This is a genomic window from Muricauda sp. SCSIO 64092 (genome assembly GCF_023016285.1).
GTDB lineage: Bacteria > Bacteroidota > Bacteroidia > Flavobacteriales > Flavobacteriaceae > Croceivirga.
Genome location: NZ_CP095413.1, coordinates 3,247,732 through 3,265,702, shown reverse-complemented (window position 1 = coordinate 3,265,702; position 17,971 = coordinate 3,247,732). Strand labels below are relative to the sequence as shown.

17 protein-coding genes are annotated in these 17,971 nt (G+C 38.8%); 2 read left to right on the top strand and 15 right to left on the bottom strand.

All coding sequences use genetic code 11. The features are described 5' to 3' along the window. Positions 1–8: 8 nt before the first annotated feature. The 14 genes from L0P88_RS13780 to L0P88_RS13715 form a co-directional block, all read right to left on the bottom strand. Positions 9–422, bottom strand: coding sequence for a DUF2958 domain-containing protein (locus tag L0P88_RS13780; protein ID WP_247130503.1), 414 nt, complete (start codon positions 420–422; stop codon positions 9–11). 18 nt (positions 423–440) lie between these two features. Next, a complete protein-coding gene (locus tag L0P88_RS13775) occupies positions 441–965 on the bottom strand; it encodes a DUF4240 domain-containing protein (protein WP_247130502.1) in 525 nt (174 codons plus the stop codon). A gap of 88 nt (positions 966–1,053) precedes the next feature. Continuing rightward, on the bottom strand, positions 1,054–1,527 hold the full coding sequence (locus L0P88_RS13770) for a DUF2958 domain-containing protein (protein WP_247130501.1): 474 nt from the start codon (positions 1,525–1,527) through the stop codon (positions 1,054–1,056). Positions 1,528–1,728: 201 nt separating this feature from the next. Next, positions 1,729–2,061, bottom strand: a complete 333-nt coding sequence (locus L0P88_RS13765; RefSeq protein ID WP_247130500.1) for a DUF4240 domain-containing protein — start codon at positions 2,059–2,061, stop codon at positions 1,729–1,731. A gap of 12 nt (positions 2,062–2,073) precedes the next feature. Further along, positions 2,074–2,445, bottom strand: a complete 372-nt coding sequence (locus L0P88_RS13760; RefSeq protein WP_247130499.1) for a hypothetical protein — start codon at positions 2,443–2,445, stop codon at positions 2,074–2,076. Positions 2,446–2,463: 18 nt separating this feature from the next. Further along, positions 2,464–3,195 carry a hypothetical protein gene (locus L0P88_RS13755; RefSeq protein ID WP_247130498.1) on the bottom strand — a complete coding sequence of 244 codons (732 nt, stop codon included), beginning with the start codon at positions 3,193–3,195 and terminating at the stop codon, positions 2,464–2,466. Between the two features lie 18 nt (positions 3,196–3,213). Further along, positions 3,214–3,564 (bottom strand): DUF2958 domain-containing protein, encoded by a 351-nt coding sequence (locus L0P88_RS13750; protein ID WP_247130497.1) that lies wholly within the window; start codon positions 3,562–3,564, stop codon positions 3,214–3,216. An 18-nt stretch (positions 3,565–3,582) separates the two neighbouring features. Then, complete coding sequence (locus L0P88_RS13745; protein WP_247130496.1) at positions 3,583–3,999, bottom strand: hypothetical protein; 417 nt, start codon at positions 3,997–3,999, stop codon at positions 3,583–3,585. A 29-nt stretch (positions 4,000–4,028) separates the two neighbouring features. Next, positions 4,029–4,433, bottom strand: coding sequence for a hypothetical protein (locus L0P88_RS13740; protein ID WP_247130495.1), 405 nt, complete (start codon positions 4,431–4,433; stop codon positions 4,029–4,031). 11 nt (positions 4,434–4,444) lie between these two features. Next, positions 4,445–5,902 (bottom strand): type IV secretory system conjugative DNA transfer family protein, encoded by a 1,458-nt coding sequence (locus tag L0P88_RS13735; protein ID WP_247130494.1) that lies wholly within the window; start codon positions 5,900–5,902, stop codon positions 4,445–4,447. 148 nt (positions 5,903–6,050) lie between these two features. Beyond that, the gene (locus tag L0P88_RS13730; RefSeq protein WP_247130493.1) at positions 6,051–6,953 is read right to left on the bottom strand and encodes a ThiF family adenylyltransferase; all 903 of its coding nucleotides are present in this window, start codon (positions 6,951–6,953) and stop codon (positions 6,051–6,053) included. After that, on the bottom strand, positions 6,950–7,579 hold the full coding sequence (locus L0P88_RS13725; RefSeq protein WP_247130492.1) for a Mov34/MPN/PAD-1 family protein: 630 nt from the start codon (positions 7,577–7,579) through the stop codon (positions 6,950–6,952). Before L0P88_RS13725 ends, L0P88_RS13730 begins: the two co-directional genes overlap by 4 nt. Beyond that, complete coding sequence (locus L0P88_RS13720) at positions 7,576–7,977, bottom strand: hypothetical protein (RefSeq protein WP_247130491.1); 402 nt, start codon at positions 7,975–7,977, stop codon at positions 7,576–7,578. Before L0P88_RS13720 ends, L0P88_RS13725 begins: the two co-directional genes overlap by 4 nt. A gap of 463 nt (positions 7,978–8,440) precedes the next feature. Further along, positions 8,441–8,920, bottom strand: a complete 480-nt coding sequence (locus L0P88_RS13715) for a hypothetical protein (RefSeq protein ID WP_247130490.1) — start codon at positions 8,918–8,920, stop codon at positions 8,441–8,443. Between the two features lie 346 nt (positions 8,921–9,266). Between L0P88_RS13715 and L0P88_RS13710 the strand changes: the two genes are divergently transcribed. Then, positions 9,267–11,831: a pentapeptide repeat-containing protein gene (locus L0P88_RS13710; RefSeq protein ID WP_247130489.1), complete on the top strand. Its 2,565-nt coding sequence runs from the start codon at positions 9,267–9,269 to the stop codon at positions 11,829–11,831. Between the two features lie 770 nt (positions 11,832–12,601). Here L0P88_RS13710 and L0P88_RS13705 read toward each other — a convergent pair. After that, a complete protein-coding gene (locus tag L0P88_RS13705) occupies positions 12,602–16,435 on the bottom strand; it encodes a hypothetical protein (protein ID WP_247130488.1) in 3,834 nt (1,277 codons plus the stop codon). Positions 16,436–16,739: 304 nt separating this feature from the next. On the opposite strand from L0P88_RS13705, the gene L0P88_RS13700 reads away from it, so the two are divergent. Then, on the top strand, positions 16,740–17,921 hold the full coding sequence (locus L0P88_RS13700) for a type IV secretory system conjugative DNA transfer family protein (protein WP_247130487.1): 1,182 nt from the start codon (positions 16,740–16,742) through the stop codon (positions 17,919–17,921). The last annotated feature ends 50 nt before the right edge of the window (positions 17,922–17,971 follow it).

The following is a 17,971-nucleotide window of genomic DNA, read 5'->3' as shown; positions in this document are numbered from 1 at the left end:
ATTAAAGGTTAATATTCCAAATCATCATCTTGCTCTCTGAGTATTTTCTTGAGTTGTTCGAACTCTTCAAGTTCTTTAAGACGTTCCCTCTCCAATAGTTCCCTTAGTTCATTGAATCGTATTTCCTTGAAATTCAGGTCTCGTTCAATATCAGGGATTTTGGGAATACCTTTTAAGGACTCCAGTTCGTCTATTGAGAAGGGAACCCATTCGGCAAATTTTGGCTTTAGATTCCCCGGCTTCCGGTCGATTGCGTATACGTATCCCCAACAGGTATTGGTTTCAGGATAGTACGCAGTAGCGTACCATGTTGTATAAGTCAATTCGTAAAAGAATTTGGCAATGACCAGTGGATTTTCATCTTTTGACTGATCGCCAACTTCGGCAAAACGTTGTTTGAGTTCTTCGGTAATAAGTTTCATAGTGCAGTGGTTTAAAGGTTACTGTTCCATTTCCTGATCGTTATCCTGCTCCTTATTTTGTTCAAGTTCTTCAAGTCGATGATATGCCTCGATATATTTGTCGGGGTTTTCACCGGTTTTCTCTTGGAAGATTTCAGAGGATTGATCAAACTTTTCATAGCGATACACACTCTCTAATGCCCAGGTGTCATTTGAAGGATTAAAAAACTCACTAACTCGATCCTTTATGCTGTAGTAACGTTCCCGTCCCATTGAAATAATAAAGCACTCTATGGCATATCCACTTGGGCGTTGGTCTTCAGGTAGTCCATCAAAGTCCAAGTACGAGATAATAGAATATTTAAGCCCGCTACGTAATCTATCCATCGTTAAGCGAAAACCTACGATCTGTTTAGGAGAGAGTTTCCTCAATAGGTCGCCAAGGCGGTCGAACCAATCGTTGATCTCGGAGCTGTAAGTCCGAGATTCGTCAATAAGTTTCCAAAAAGTGGTCTCATCCATTTCCGCATAATGCACAAAGTCTTTGTTGTTTTCTTGTTCCATAGTATTTAGGAGTTTTATTAAACATTTTCTTATAGTTCTATCTCATTGCCATAGGAGAAGTCTGCTTCGTTGACTTCCAGTTTATCCGTTACATTTCGATTTCGGGTGCATTGTCTTTGGACATATCTTGACTGTCTTTTTCAAGAGCATCAATCCTTTCTTTGATGATGGTATCGGGTACATCTTTCCCTGATTCAAGTCGGCGGCGTATCTCAAGGATTTGGTCGAATCGGGTTTCCTTGAAATGGAGGTCTCTCTCTATTGCAAGTGTTGCTTTGGGAATAAATTCCTCATTTCTCCAAATTATCTTTGGAAATCTTATCCGTACTGATTCCAGTTCATCGATAGAGAACGTTCCCCATTCATCACAAAGTGGATTCTCGGGCACCAGACCGCTGACATAGCCAAAACAGATATTTGTTTCGGGATAATATTCGGTAGCGTACCACGTTGCAGAACCCATTGGGTCAAAAAATTTGGCAATGACCAGTGGATTTTCATCTTCTGACTGATCGCCAACTTCGGCAAACCGTTGTTTGAGTTCTTCGGTAATAAGTTTCATGGGTTGTGGTTTAAAGGTTATTGTTCCATTTCCTGATCGTGATCCTGCTCCTCATTTTGTTCAAGTTCTTCAAGTCGATTATGTGCCTTGATATATTTGTCGAGGTCTTCACCGGTTTTTTCTTTGAAGATTTCAGAGCTACAATCAAGGTTGTACACACCGTCCAATGCCCAGGTGTCATTTGAAAGATCAAAAAGCTCACTAGTTAGGTTTATCCTTTACGTTGTAATAACTTTCCTCTCCCATTGAAATAATACGACCTTGTATCGCATATAAACTTGGACGTTCGTCTTCAGCGAGTCCATCACAGTACACATACCAAGAAGATTCTCCAAGCTCATCATGTAATCTATCCATCGTTAAGCGAAAACCTACAATCTGTTTGGGTGAAAGCTCTCTCAGTAGGTCTCTAAGACGTTCAAACCGGTCGTTGACTTCGGAGGTTTGAGCCCGAGACTCGTCAATAAGTTTCCAAAAAGTGGACTCCTCCATTTCTGCATAATCCGCTATCTTCTTGCTGTTTTCTTCTTCCATTGTATTTAGAAGTTATAGTTCCAAATCTGTACCCTGTTCTTCTTCGAGTTCCGAAAAAAGCCGTTTTGGTAGGTCCGCCTGTTGTTCCATCGACTTGATTCGCTTATCGTGTGCATCGTTCAGGTACTCAATGGCACAGTACAAATCCAGCACTGATGTGATCTCCTTCAGTTCAACACTTTCAGTAACAAACATCATCTTCTCCTCTTCGTTTTTAGTGATAAAGAACTTTTTTTCAGGGTTATAGTCGTATCCTGCTAATTCTTTAATCGCCGATAAGGTTGCCTTTTCTCCTGCTTCATCATGGAGGTTATTGAGATCGATATCAGGATGATTTTTTCCCAGATATACCATTAGTATAAATAAACGCTCGTGTGCCTCCATTAGCTATCTTTTTTGATGTTATCGTTCAGCTTCCTGATTCTGTTCCTGCTGTTCACTGCTTTGCATCATCTCCTTAATCTCTTCCAGCCGCTTGCTAGTTGTCTCTTGGAGTCGCTGTTGGGTATCCTCATTAGTCTTACGCATATCGCGGATATGGGAAAACAACGTGTCGTTCTGAAAATCAGGCAAGTTGCGATGACTTAGAACTACATCGGACTCATTCGGTATGGACTTCATGATTCCACCAAAATCTTTCCTGGGGGTATATCCGGTAAAGGTTCTGTAGAGGTCATAGATGACTTCCTTGTGCTTTTGCTCTTCAAGCGCAAAGAGTTCCTCTTCATTATTGATTTGGTAGGTCTCCTGTAAAAAGTTCATGATATTTTTTCTGGAGATGTCCTGTACTTCTTTGGGTTCCAAAAAAAGCCGTTTTGGTAGGTCCACCTGTTGTTCCATCGACTTGATTCGCTTATCGTATGCCTCGTTGAGGTAATTAATGGCATGATACAAATCCGCTGCTGATTTGATCTCCTCCAGTTCAACATTTTCAGTAGCAAATACCAGCTTCTTCTCCTCATTATTGATGATAAAGAACTTTTTTTCAGGATTGTAGTCATATCCTGCAAATTCTTTGATCGCCGATAAGGTTGCCTTTTCTCCTGCTTCATCATGGAGGTTATTGAGATCGATATCAGGATGATTTTTTGCCAAATACTTTAACAGTTTAAAAAAACGCTCGTGTGGCTTCATTAGTTATCTTTTTTGATGTTATCGTTTCGGTTCGTCGTTTTCCTGCTCTTCTTTAATCTTCCCGATTTCATGACTTTGTTCAAGCTGTTTAATGAGTTCATCAAAGCGTATTTCCTGAAAGTGCATATCCTGTTCAATGGACGGTTCATCAAGAGAAAAATATGCCCATCCATCATAATTTGGTATATCCGGACCCAGTCCGGTTACATATCCGAAATAAGAATTCGTATCCGGATAATACTCAGTTACGTACCACGTGCCTGAACCTGCGGGATCAAAAAACTTGGCAATGATTAACGGGCAGTAGGTCTCCATCCGGCTTTCCAATTCTTTGAACTGTTCTCGTAATTTATCTGGTATAAGTTTCATAACGTAGGGGTATAATGGTTATGGTTCAAGTTCTTCTCTGTCCTTGCTTTTCCTTGATCTGGTGGCTTTCATCTCCTGAATCCTTTTCTCTACCTCCTTCTTATCAATCCCAAGCTCCTGATAAAAGGATTGGCTTAGATGCGCCTTGCGATCCGCATAGGTCTTTGAGAGGTTTTCCATGAGGTTATCGAAAGAATCTATAGCACCTATATCCCTTTGACAAAACACTTCCATTTCTTGTGTGTGGGGGTTTAACGTTTTAAGATTGTTTTGTTCGCCTTTTACGGCACTGACGAACGTTTCAAAAACATCCTCCATCACTGGTTCAAAAAACTCTTGGTTCTTTTCCCGTGCCGCAAACAGTTCATTTGTTGTGATGCCATAGTGTCCTACTATGAACATTGCTACATTTTCTCTTTTAATTATTTCTTTCATCGTATTAAATTTTAAGGTTATACATATAATTATCTTTCAAAATCAAGCTCTCTATTGATTGCTTGTATATGATGTATCTTTTTAAGCTGTTGGATTCGTTCCATTAGCCGTGCTTTTGTTTTTTGTTCTTCCTGTGTAACCAAACGCTCTTCAAGAAATGATGCTATTTCCACTATGGCATCATCCAGTTCTCCAGGCTTTTTTTCTCCAAGCTCTTTATAGATTTGCGCCTTACTTAGAGTATTACGACGTTTGGTCTTCGGCTTTTTGTCTTTACCCAATACCCTGCGGACCCTATCTTCTATCATCTTATCAATTTCTCCCGGTTTGGCATCTATGGCGGTTATCCCTATTTCGATTGTGTAAGCTGCACAGTCCATGATTGTCACGATAATATCTCCGGCTTTACGTAGAATTTTTTTTGCTTTTTTCATGGCTGTTTTGGTTATTCATTGCGGATGTTTCGGTACTGATCAAGGGGCAGGTACGCTGTTGGTCGTCTGGTAGAAGGTCGCCCGTCCCCATCAGGGTGTTCCATATTCATGTACCGCACCAACTTCGGCACCTTATAATACGGTGTTACCTTAAGGTAGATGGGGCGCATACCCCCATTTGGAAAGACCAACACACGATCTTTGGGCATACAGCGTATTTCGTCCGACGTCATAAGTGGTCGCGTTCGTGAATTCTCCTTTTCTTTATCATTAAAATAAGTGTACGATCCAAGCGTTCGTTCAAGGCGTTCACACTCCTCGTCCAAACCCGTCATGTAGACCCGTGTGCAGTTGTTCAGAATGGTTTTGGCGTTGTATTCTCCGTACCGCTCTTTGAGTTGGTTTTCGGACTGTAGGATACCCAAAATGGCGAAGTAGCTCCGGGCGGTGGTCATGATACTCGCCAAGTCCGGCATGGGAATGTTGGCAAGCTCGTCTATGAGCATAAATATTTTTCGATCGTTAGGTTGTGGCAAAGCAGAAAAAAGGAAGTCAAACAGTTGGCTGTAAAAGACACCAAAAATTGAGGAGTACACGTCTTGGCTCTGTAACGGACAGCGTAATATCAAGGCAATTTTCTCTGATCTCAGTCGTGAAAAATCAAAGGTATCGGTACTCGTGATATCGCACAGGTCAGGCGATAATCCTATGAACGATAAATTTGAGGTGGCCGATGCCAATATGGAGGATTTCGTTCGATCTGAATTGGCAACAAGGGCGCGGTATTTTCTCCAAATATCCTGTTCACTCTCTGATGCGAACATGTTGCTTATGAGCTCTTCATTCCCCATCATTTCTTCAAGCAGATAATAAATGTTAGCCGGATTCTGAAACTCAACGGGAGCGTTAGATTTCAACTTGCGGGCGAACGTGTGTATTGCTTTGATACTCTCCAGAGACCAAAAATCATTCTCGTTACGCTCCCCCTGCTTATACACCAAGCGTTGAATCACGGTATGCAACTGACCTGAGTTGTTCGCTCTGGCAAGCGGATTGAAACAAATTGAGTTGTCCGGGTTTCCGATATCAAACGGCACAACGGTATAACCACAGTACCTCAAAAACGGTTCTACCATCGCAAGCTCTCTTTTGGGGTCGGCAATGACCATGCTCGCCCCCTCTGGAGCGGTGGCTATATTTATTATTGTAGGAATAATGATACATGTTGTTTTTCCCGCTCCGCTTGGGGCAACACACATAACGTGGTTATGCGATTGCTGAACGCTCAGATGGTTACCAACGCCGATAGCGAACCCACCATGTCGTTGTGAAAACAGTTTCCCCCGCTTTTCAAACGAGGCGTTCAAGGTGTGCTTCTTCCCTCCAATATCCAATCCTTCTATACCGTCAGCAACGAAGTTGAGCGTTCCTGATATGATGTCGATGAAAATGTCCGCTATCTCTTTCATTATTAATTACTGTATATATCGTTCACATATCCGTGCCGTGAAGCGGGCAAGCTGTTCTGTTAGCTTGCACACGAGGTAGACATACAGGAGAAAAATCTTGATGCAATACTTCACAATTGATCCGATGGTTGAAAATATCTCCCTTCCATTAGTGTTCATGGTTACAGGTATTCTTTACAAGCTCATTGAGGACACCCTGACAATCAGGGCAATCATAGGGGTAAGCCGGTTTCAGTTCCGGTTCCACCTGTTGCCAATGCGATACGAAGTTGGAGGCCCGTTTACCAAGTGCTCCAAAATTTCGATCAAAGAGCGGGTTCCCACCTTCCGGGTGTGCTTTGAACTGTAAAAAGTTCCAATCGAGACTTCCGTCGTCATTCAAGAGAGAATGAAAGAACCGCACGCTCTCTTTCGTCATGTCCGTACTGTTACGGTGTAAAATCGCAAGCGTCAGTAGTCCGATTAAGCTGTCGAGAAGTTCACTGTGAAAAATGGTATTGCACTGTGAGCTTACGACCACCTGTTTCTGTTCATTCGCTTTATACCTGCTACTTACCGCACAGCGAAAGCAGGCAGGGGTGAACCCAGGGATTTGAAAAAATATTTCTGCGGTACGGCTCTTGGCGTACCACCCAGCCCACAGTGCCGGCTTCAGGTAGCTTAACGACACAATATTCCCAAAACTCTGGGCGCTGAAAGCGTCGGTGAGCATCAAGATCATATCCGCATCCTCAAAAATTGAATCCAGTTGTTCGGTATTCATTTCGAGGAAATTATCGGTGATGCCACGGTACGTAACATCAGGATTGATCCTCTGTACCTTTTCCTTAAGAGCATCGACCTTGTACCTCCCGATGTCAGCTTGGTCATAGCCTTGACGTACAATATTGGTATCATCCACCGTGTCAATATCCAAAATCGTCAATTGGCCGACCCCCGATCGGGCAAGGTTCAGGATAAGGTGTTTGGCTCCGCCTGCACCGACCACAACAATGTGGGAGCGCTCAAGGAGTGCAATATCAACGCTGTCTTTTATTCGATCGTAGTTCATGGTGATAGCTTTAGTATGGTTTCAAGGTTACGGGATATATAAAGGAGTGCTTTTAGCAGGAGCATGACGATGCCGGTAGAGAGTACCGACAATAGGATCATAAAGTATTCACGAAACGTAAACAGGCTCCGAGATACGTACCGTGGAGCCTCTGACACAATATTGTTATTGTTCACAATATAGGTTGCATAGTCATCGGGCAGGATATCAAGCTCGGTCTGTTCCACCCGACCATCTTTGTAAAATACATACGGGATGAAGTCGTAGGTTCCGTCTGTTGCCGGAAACATCAGTGGCACCAGAAACTTATCAACCGGGATATTCTTAAATTGGGAGGCGAAATACTGCCTGTCTTGAGCCGACAGCGTTTTGCAAAAGGCAGGGTGTGAATGGGCGAACCCAAGAAGTTCATACCCCTGGTTCCCCAACTTTTCTATCATTGGATTCAGGTACCCAACGTTAAAGGTATAGGTGCCGCTTGTGGTTTTCGCATCTCTATCATACAGGAACTTGGTAACGACCCAGTCCTTTCGGGAACCAAAGAGCAAGCCTCCCTTCTCTGCTTTATGCGATCCCACAGTCTTAAGCATTTCATTGTATGCCGATGTTGTTATTCGTGTTTTCATGTGTTTTTGTTTTGGTGATTCATTGCAACTTGACTATCTATGGAGACACCAGTCTTGATGTACTCCCAGGTAAGCTCGGCAAACGCCATTGAAAACTTTTTCGCATCCTCCAAGGTCTTTGGTAAAGCATTTCGCTTGATACATATTTTCCTGTTGGCATCTCGTCTGGAAATAAGCCAGTGTGCCGTCTCGCTGTCTGCGTTCCTACCTCCGTAGCTTGGCTGTTCGTGGATATCAATTTCGTATCCATTTCCCACCCAGTGGTAGCTGAACTTGAAGTAAGCATCCCCATCCTCAGTGCGGTAGGTGAACACTTGGTATCGTTGGCGGCTTTGAGGTGGTGGGTTATTCCTATCCACTCTATTGCCGGTCCCAAAAAGCAATTCCCAAAAATTCATAATCAATGGTGTTTGTACATTAAAGGTTAAAAAAGCGGGCAGGGTCGCTACCCGCTTGAACTGCTGAAACAGGCTACTGTTGTTCACCTTATCTCACACGCCCCGCTAACTGTGCAACGTTCCGGGATCGATAAATTCCGTGCCTTTCATCATGTCGAAAGATTTTGGGTTAATACTCAGTGTCTCGTTTTTATAAAAACAAGTAAAAATATCTTTGTGCACGGCTTACCGTTTTGGAAAAAAGTATCCTGATATCCTACCTATGGGGAACCCCCCACCTGACTGTTTCCTATATACTGGAAAGCATAGGCTTATGTGTTTACCCGCAGTAGTTTTGTGTGGGTTCTTCGCCTTGCCCGAACTTGTATGCCTCTTTGTCTTCATATCACAATGGTTAAAGGTGAAAATTGATGAAAAATGGAATCGACAAAAGCCACGTCTTAAATGAGAAGAGCCTTTTGTTTTAGGCTGCCAATTGATTTTGCAACCACAAGAACTTTTGGCTCTTGGGATCAAACCTTAAAGCAGTGTCAGTAATTCGTTTTGCCCTGGATGTTATGAAAGGCGCTTCATGCTCATCTGTTGAGACAGTACCCAAAACGAATTTTACAAAGGCCCTGGTGAAATGGTACTCACTGTTATTTATCTTCACACCAGTTTCATATGCCGTTGCATCCATATCATCGATCAAGCCATTGGCTAGTTCTAAGTGCTCAATGGTATTTTCCAACTTGTAACAATTGAAATGATGCCTAACGTTAAGGTATTTGAAGTACACCAGGCAGTAGGGTGTTAGGAATTCCGGTTTTATTCCTGACAGCTTTTGTTCAACTTCCTCGATTCGGTAAGGATGGCGATTGACCAATCGGTGGATGGCTTCTAAACGACTTACCTGAGAATTAGGTTTACGGCTCGTTTTTGTTTTTGAATGTAGATTTCTCATCTGAAAGTAGTATTAAAATTAGACTTCATTTTAATGCTACTTCGAGCTTGATATTTGTATCGGTTATGATACATTTCCAATTAGTTCTTTTGAGAAGGTGAGAATTCTCAATTGAATTAGCTGGAACGTCAGCTTGAAGTTGCGTTGTCGTTTTGGCGGCCACCTTGCTTTACGCTCGGTGGTTTTTTTCGCTTTTCGACAATACAAGTTTCGGAAGTATGTAAACCAATAAATAGGAACTACATTCGGATGTTTCGGAACTACATTCGGAATTAGAATTTATTTATTTTAGCGTATGGGTAAGAAATTCTACAAGTCATTAAGAGTCACAAACAGATCTGAATTCTTGAAAAGAATCATACCTAACAATCCTAGTTTAGAAAATAAAATAGGGGCAGCCTGTGTTGATAGTGCTGATCATATTTTGCAAAAAATACGAGATAAAAAAAGTAGTGATTCTTATGAAAGTTATTTTAGTATTAAAGCTGAAGATAATATCTATCGCAATATTGAGATTTATAAAAAAGAAAGCATAGAATTTACTATAATCACACTTAATACTCTATTGTGTTTTTTCTTTTATGAAAAACCTCGAAGCTATCAATTTGCACAAAAGCATAATACGGATGATTTAAAAAAATTTTTTGATCATATTAAAATAGAAACTGGATACGAAAATGATAGAACAGCATTCCACAGGTTTATCGCGGATTTAGAACTTATAAAAGAACATCTCACGCCACTTTTCAACGATTTTTCGTTTGAGATCACTGAAAACTTTGAATTTTCAGTTGTTAGTAAGGGACGGTTATTGGAAAGTAAAGGTGAAGATATACAGCAAACAGCAAAAAACAAATCTGAAATTATTCATGATGTAGAAAAGCCTACGAATACAGCAGTAAAGGTAAAATTGGATAAAATTGCAACGTCTAGCGAGGAGAGTGCCGTAAAGAAGAGAAATAAATCTATTAAAGATAAAACTGGAAAAGTTGTTCAAAACAATTTATCAATTTTAAGGGAAGGTAAAAAAATAGCATTTATTATCATTTTGTTCGTATCTATTGGGGTGTCGCTTACTTTTCTTGTGATTAAATCCAACAAACAAAATATAGAAAGGAAAAAAGTAGAAAGAGAAAATAAAATCATAGAAAATGCAAAGATTATCAAGGCATCAAGAATACCTCAATTAGTGAGCCTCTATGAATCGATAAACAGAGAGTTGAATGAGGATTATAAAAAAGATGATATCAGGAATCTATCTCCTGAACTGATAGGAAGAATTATTTCCCTTAGTAATATTATGGAGCCATACATATATTTTAAGGATAACAAGATTATATCAAAAGCATTAAGCCCTGAAAGAGGTGAACTCTTTTATACACTTTTCAAAAGTGATTTAGAAACAGAAACTTTTTATAAAATAATAACGGGGTCTAATTTTACTTATTCAGATTTATCAGGCAAAAATCTAAGTGAACTCAATCTATTAAAAGGATTATATGGTATTGAAGGGCATTATAATAATGAAGTTCAAATTCTGATCACCCCCTTACCAATGATTAATTTCGAGCAGTCGGATTTTAGCGATGCTATCTTTGATGATGCTTCTTTGTATGGAAATTTTAACAATTGTAATTTTTCAAATATAAAAGCTAAATATCTGTTAGCTCAATGGTCGAATTTTAGTCATTCCAATTTCCAAGAAAGTATTTTAGAGAGCAGTCGATTTGAAAACTGCGAACTTAATTATTCTAACTTCAAAAATTCAAATCTAAATGCTGGATATTCCGATCATGATTTTGGATTTTTTAATTGTGACCTAAGAGGTGTTACTTTCGATAAGAGTATTATCTCGGGAGGAAGAAATCCGTTTATATTTGAAAATTGTTTTTTTTCTTCTTTAGGAACTTTTTATCAATACGAGCTTGATAATAATTGGGCTCGTACTTTATCCATCAAAGCTTTTCCTTATATAGATTCAGAGGATAATTATGCACCCTTAAATAGTTATGAAATTGTTAAGGTGCGTGAAGAATATGATCAACCTATCAGAAAACCAAAATTAAGAGATACTTCTTATTATAAACATACTCGATTTATAAATGGTACGAGCAAAGAAAATTATAACATTCTTTTAAATGAAAATTTCAAAATCTTAAATCCTGAAGACTATAATGAAAAAGAATTATGGTTGAAGATAAAATCAGTAACATATTTTGGGGACGGGAAAGAGAAGCTCTATTTCTATTTTGTGAGGACAAATGATAATATCGATAGAAGTTTTAAAGCCTTTAGGCGTTTTGCTAGATTTTTCGGTTATGGTACATCAAAAGAAGATACTTTATACGTAAGAAGTAGTTATAACAAACTCCAAAGTGAATATGCAGGTTTAATTTATAATCATGTACTAAATAGAGATTCTCTTAGAGATGGAATCGCTTCATTTAAAAATTGTAGTTTCTCAAATATGGAATTTAAAAATTCAAGCATGGAACTTGTAAGTTTTGCCGACAGTGATTTTTTTAAGAACACTGAGCATATTGAAAATGTATTTTCTAATGTGAGATTACATAAAAATAACTTTAAAATAAACTCTGGAATCTTTAAGTTCACAAAAACTACAAGTTACGATAGTCTATACATTAGTAACACCTTTCCTCTTTTGGTATATAAAAAAAATAAAGACTCCTTAGTTGATAAAGCTTACTTTAAAAGACTGTATGGCGATAATTCTTACAAGGCTAAGAGTTACATGAATATCTTAGAGAGTGACCGTAGTGCTATTTTGGATTGGATACGTTTTGATGAAGAAAATTACATTTTAGATAACCAATATCAGTCTCCTAATGACTATCTTCTCAGAAGAAACAATCATAAGAGTAATTATTTAAAAAAACCAAATATTGATTGAAAAAGCGTTAGCTTTTAACCAACACTTCTGATGATATAACCAGCCATCCCTTTTACGCCAGGTAAGAGATGGTAGAACGTTTAGATACCATTTTTGCAACAAAAAACCTCCGCAGGGAGGGAGGACAACTGCGAAACAAATTATTCAAAAAAGTTTTAGTTGTACCCCCCTCCCTGCGGAGGTTTTCTATTCCATATCGGCCCCCCTCAATTATGGCTCAGTGTTCATTCCCCAATGTTTAGGACAGCTTTCATTGTAAAACTAGCTTAACCAATTATGGCGAAGGTGTAATGGAAAAAAGAGAAGGTTCTAAGAGATTTTTAAATCGTACAATAGTTTTTTAATGGTAATTCAAGAGTATAAAGGTTTTACATTCTATTTATATTTCTAACTCCTGTACCCAAATGTAAAGGGCAGAGTAACCCAACGGCTATTGCTTCCAATAAAACCCTGAATCTGGCATCTTCTAATATGATGTAACTATATTTGCATCCGGCAGACAGTTTTATATTATTGGGTATTAAGTAAGATCGGGAGAAGGAGGAATTTGATCTTCTGTGGTCGTTCAATCTTTGGTTAAGTCCTCTTTTACCGTATCTAGTATTACCAACATGAAGGACTTCAGAGAGATGCGAATAAATGATATAAACTCCGTGTTGAGAACTAACATTTATTGCCGTCCCTTTTTGAGGAAAGTCGTACCTGTTGGAACTAACCAGAGTATCAAATAGTGTTCTTATTTTATGTTTTTCATCCATGCCTAATTTTCACTATTGAAGTCTTTCCTCATCATCAAGTTTCTCTCTTCTTATTCGTTTTTCCGTATAATCGATTTTATTTGTTGCCCAACCCCTAACTCTTTGATATTGATGATCTTTTAATTTCTGTAAAAGTTTAATCAGATCTTTGTAATATGGAATACTTGAACCAACCGAGCCAAAAGTCCCCATATTTAAAGAAAGTCTACGCAAAAACTCATCGCTATCACCGAATTCATCTATCAATACTTTCGATAAAGGGTGCCAATCAATTTCACCATCCTTTTTTACTCCTAATGGCATCAAGTAGGCAATTTGGGGGGGTGCAACTTCTGGATTCTTCCTACACCACATCAATAAACTGTGATGATTTTCAGAATACCTAAAAAGTAATCCGGGTCTGCCATCAGAAAACCCGTTTCTCGTTCCTATTTGATGTCTTAATGTTAATGATGAAAAAGCATCGTTTATTAGAGAATTTCCAAAAAAATCCCAGATTGTATCAAAGTATTTTTCAAACAGGATATCATTAACTCTAACGATGTAAGAGTCGAAAGAATAGTTTAATCTAGGCTGGGATATATGCTCAATAATTTGCTTTGCAATTTTCTTAGCAAATTCGTCTTTTTTACCTTCATTTAAAATTTTGATAATCGTTTCTGACCAATGATAGCCCTCCACTCTAATTGAATTATCGGTGTTCATGGTCATATTGCTGCCAGAGATCATCTTTTCCAGAAAACTCTTTGACTTATCCCACAATCCCGCATTGTTATAACAATACATAAATACAAGTGATAAGGCTGTCCACTTTCCATTATTTCCGTATGAAGCTAATCTTTCACATAATTTTATTACTTCATCATGTGATAAAAAGCTAAGAGCTCTTCCATACATCAAATTATTAAAATGACCAATTGAATAATCATATTCATCAATAAGCAAGAACAACTTTTCAATCCCTGATAATGATGGATTTAAAACCCTTGTCATATAAAAGGAGTGTTGTCTTAACTTCTCGTTATTCATTATTTCATCCAGAACTTTAGTAATAAACTCAGGCTCATTATTTCCTTTTAAAAGCCCTGCAAGAAACTCCGGATTTTGTTCTTTAATTTCGATTTCTTTTAGAGCACGAATAGCATCAACAATGAACCCTTGTTTATTTTTTATTAAGGTTATATATTTTGCACCAAAGTTAAATCCCTGTCTTTGTTCTCCTTTTTGAAGGTCTTCCAGATAAATGCCAAGAGAAACATCATTTTTTGCCAAATATTCAGCATAGGACTCTGCGTTTAACTTTGGATAATCGATATATTGACCCGATTCCTTCTTCTCATATTTATTCCATTCTGGTTTTGAAACTTTCAAAAACAACTGATTTTTGACATCTGTTGGAGTCAATTTAATTATCAACTTTTCAATACGCTTTATAATATCGGTAGGTATATTTTTTTCAAATTCTAAAGTCTGCTTTAAATTGTTCAAGGCTTCTTGCCAAAGAACGGTCTTAACTGAAATAATTTTCAATATGGCTTTTTCGACCAAATCAATTTGTCCATCCCGAATCAACATTCTTATTGATTTTGAAATCGTGTCCATTGCCATTTCAGACAGATAATTACCTGAGCATGCAAACTCAGTCAAAAACGTCATGATTTCATTCCAATACTTCGCTATCTCTTGCCAATCGGGTCTGTAATCTATCAACGGAGCTGAACTACCTTGCTTATCTGCACCACCCATTCTATGAAAGTGATCATTTGATAGTCCCCTGCCCATAGCTCTTATGGCTATTTCTCCGTACCCTCTTTCACTTTTCTCTAATCCCCATTTCAATATTTCAAGCCTGTCCATTAAAGAAGCCTCAGTTCCCGGAAGCAACAGTTGAAATAATTGTACAAATTGATTGGTTGAGTTATTACCCCATGTTTCATTCTCGGCTACTGCAAAAGAATATAGAATCTTTGAAGCTTCATTAAAGGTTTCTTTTCTAAAACAAAGTTTTTCCAAAGCCCAAACCAAATTTCTTCGACCTTCCTTAATTTTTAAAAGTTCCTCTTTGGATTTATGACCAAACGCTTTTTCCAAAGTTTTGACCATAGCTACAGGGTTCACTTCAACTACATAGCGGAAGAGAAGTGAACCCAAAGATGTGTTAAGCACTTCCGCTGTACCAAAAGGGCTTTCAGACCCCCAAAGCTCATTTACTATTTCTTTTGCCTTATCAAGTTGATCTAACTCGGACAATCTTTCTACCAATCTTTTCCCAAGCTGGTTATCCTGAAGCTCGGCCAATATTTCCTTTATTTCAGTATGAGGTGTTTCCCTCCACCATTGAGCAGCCAGATTAATGGCTAATGGTGTCGGTTTTACCATTATCTGAGTACCCCTTTGTTCCATAATATTACTTCCTTTGAACCTCTGGCATACTCGATAAAAATCTCGCTCCGTGACCTCTCTACCTTCATATGCCCCACAGATTTTCATCCTTACATAATCCATTTGTTTTTGAATGGTTTCTTTTTCCTCTGGATTTAAAACAGTAGATATGTTATCATCTATAAAAGCGAAGCTTGACATTACCGAGCAAGCTTTTATAATATGAAATTCGAAATCCTTATGCTCATATCTTCCGAAAACCAATTTTCTAAGAAAATCATCCGGTATTTCGTTGTTCAAGCTTACTGATTCCCCAGCCTTAACAGACTCAGCAAACAACAAGGCCATTTGAGGATATCCTTCAGAAAACTTAGAGATATAATCTTTATCTGTTTGTGATAGTCCTGGTAAATAATCTGCAACTATCTTTTCTACGACATCCTTTTGATTATTTCTTTCTAATTTGATGTAATTGTTCTCATCCGTACTCGAAGAAAAATCAATTGTAACGATTTTGAAATTATTGGAAGCATTAACTAAACCAGCTATTGTCCTGTGATCATTTTCAACACAATTATCCACAACTATTATTCCCGATTGATGCTGCATGTGAGAAATGATATATCCCGAAATATCAGTTAAACTTCCAAGACCCATATCATAATACACCACCTGAGCTTGAAGTGAATAAGCTTCCGTGTCATCGGAGTCCTCTCTAAATGCTTCCAATACCATCCTAGTTTTACCCAATCCTGAATGACCGATAACCCTTATTACCTTTTGGCCCTTAAGTTCAGTTCTAATTAATTCAATGTTCTTTAAAAGGAGTTCATTGGTTTGATAAGTAATATGCGAATTCGGCATGTCGTTTTCCCATTGTGACCAGGTTCTAAAATTTTGAGGCCTGGTGATTCCGATGCATCCTTGTACATAAGTTACTGCCGATATATTTTCATTAACCCAATGTTTAATTTTTTCGGCATCATAAATCTTAATTTCAAAATCCTTATAATTTGCATGTCCTGCCTCCTTAATTGCCTCTCTAATTTTCGAGATTCTTGGCTCCTTGTGTTCAGTATTTATCTCATGGTTTATGAATAATACATAACAACCATTCTTAGTAACTACTTCTTTGACTCTAGGTTTCAATTCCCTAGGCTTTCCTTTAACCTTTTTGACAAGAATTTCCTCATAGCAATCACCAGGAGTCATAGGGGTAGCTTTGCACTGAAATAAGGTAAACTGGTTAGGAAGATTATTGGTAGAAGTCACTGCACCCGTCCATTTAATTCTTCCATCTTCACCACCATCAGATACAGTGATTCTTTCCGGTACGGATATATGAAAATTTTTTAGATCATTCTTTTGAGCCTCAATTTTTAATAATCTGTCTAACAATACTGTTAGTTGGTCAGCGTTGAGCTGCATGATATGATTCAGGGTAATTTTATTAATTGTATGCATGTGCCGGCAATTTGCTTGATTGAAATTATGTCTAAATCACCAAAAAAAATAGTAAGATTTAGAAAACACAATATAAGAATACCTTATTATATTTTGGAAAAACTATTGATTTTTTAAATAGTTAAAAATTCATGGAAGCAGATTTATGATTGTTTACAATTTATAAGAAAGGAAAAAAAGAACGGTGCGAAGGACAAGAGTAGTTTAAAAATAAAATCTGATATTGAAGACTTACCCGTTAGGTCTTAAGGCAGTATTGTAATACCCCCTTGATAAATTACGTGTGCACGGGAAACTGTACAGCGTGTCAGCTTCAAACAACAACGTAACATACTTCGCCAAGACCAACTTTCGAGACGACCGCAGGTACTTTGGACTGTTGCAGAAAGACCGTCTATACCATTTCTATGCATTGGGAATGACCGGATCGGGCAAGACAACCCTTCTTCATAAAAAAATAATGTCGGACATCCATCGACAGGAGGATAAGGTCGGACTGCTTGTGGTTGACGTACATGGAGACCTCATAGCAAACGTACTCAGAGATGTTCCGGATTATCGAAAAAGCGACCTTATCCATCTTGATGCACGTGATCCTCATTCGCAATTGGGATACAACCCACTGAGGCGCGTATCGTATGAGAAACGTGCGCTTGTTGCCTCAAATATTCTTGAAGTGTTCCAGCGGGTATGGGGAAACCAAGGCTGGGGCGTTAAGGTTTCCCATCTCCTTCGGTATATTATCCTGACCCTCCTTGATCAAAAATCAAGCGTGTTCTCTGACGTGCTGCGATTGTTAAGTGATGCTGATTTTCGCAACTGCTGTGTAAAGCATATCGTCAATCCCGATGTGAAGCGGTTTTGGGAACAGGAGTTTCCAAACTACAGCAGTAAGACCGACCTCATCCCTATTTACAACAAGATTGGCGGACTGTTGTCATACCCATCCGTGAAGCGCATCTTGATTGAAAACCAACAGCAAATCTCACTTCGTCGTATCATGGACCAAAAGAAGATTCTTCTTCTGAACCTGTCTAAAGGGGCTATCGGAAGCGAGGCATCGTACATCCTGGGATCGCTTCTTCTGACCTCACTTGCTTCATCTGCCTTCTCACGAATTGATACGCCTGAACACGAGCGCACCCCGTTCTTTGTGTACCTTGACGAGTTCCAGAACTACACGAACCTGTCGCTTGTTGAATTGCTGTCAGAATTAAGGAAATTTAAGGTTTCAATGATTATGGCACACCAGTACGTATCACAGCTTGATCCTAAGATACGAGATGCCGTTTTAGGAAACGTTGGGAGTATCGCCTGCTTTCGCCTCGGGTATGACAGTGCACGCATAATGGAGAAAATCTTCCATCCTGTCTTTTCCGCTTCCGACTTTATGAACTTGGCGAACTACGACATGTACCTCAAGCTCATGATCTATGGAACACCATCACAACCATTCTCAGCAACCACCGTTCCACATCATTCTTAGGTCGCCCCTCCCGTAAGGTCTCTTGTTCCTTCATACTGGCTTTGAAACCT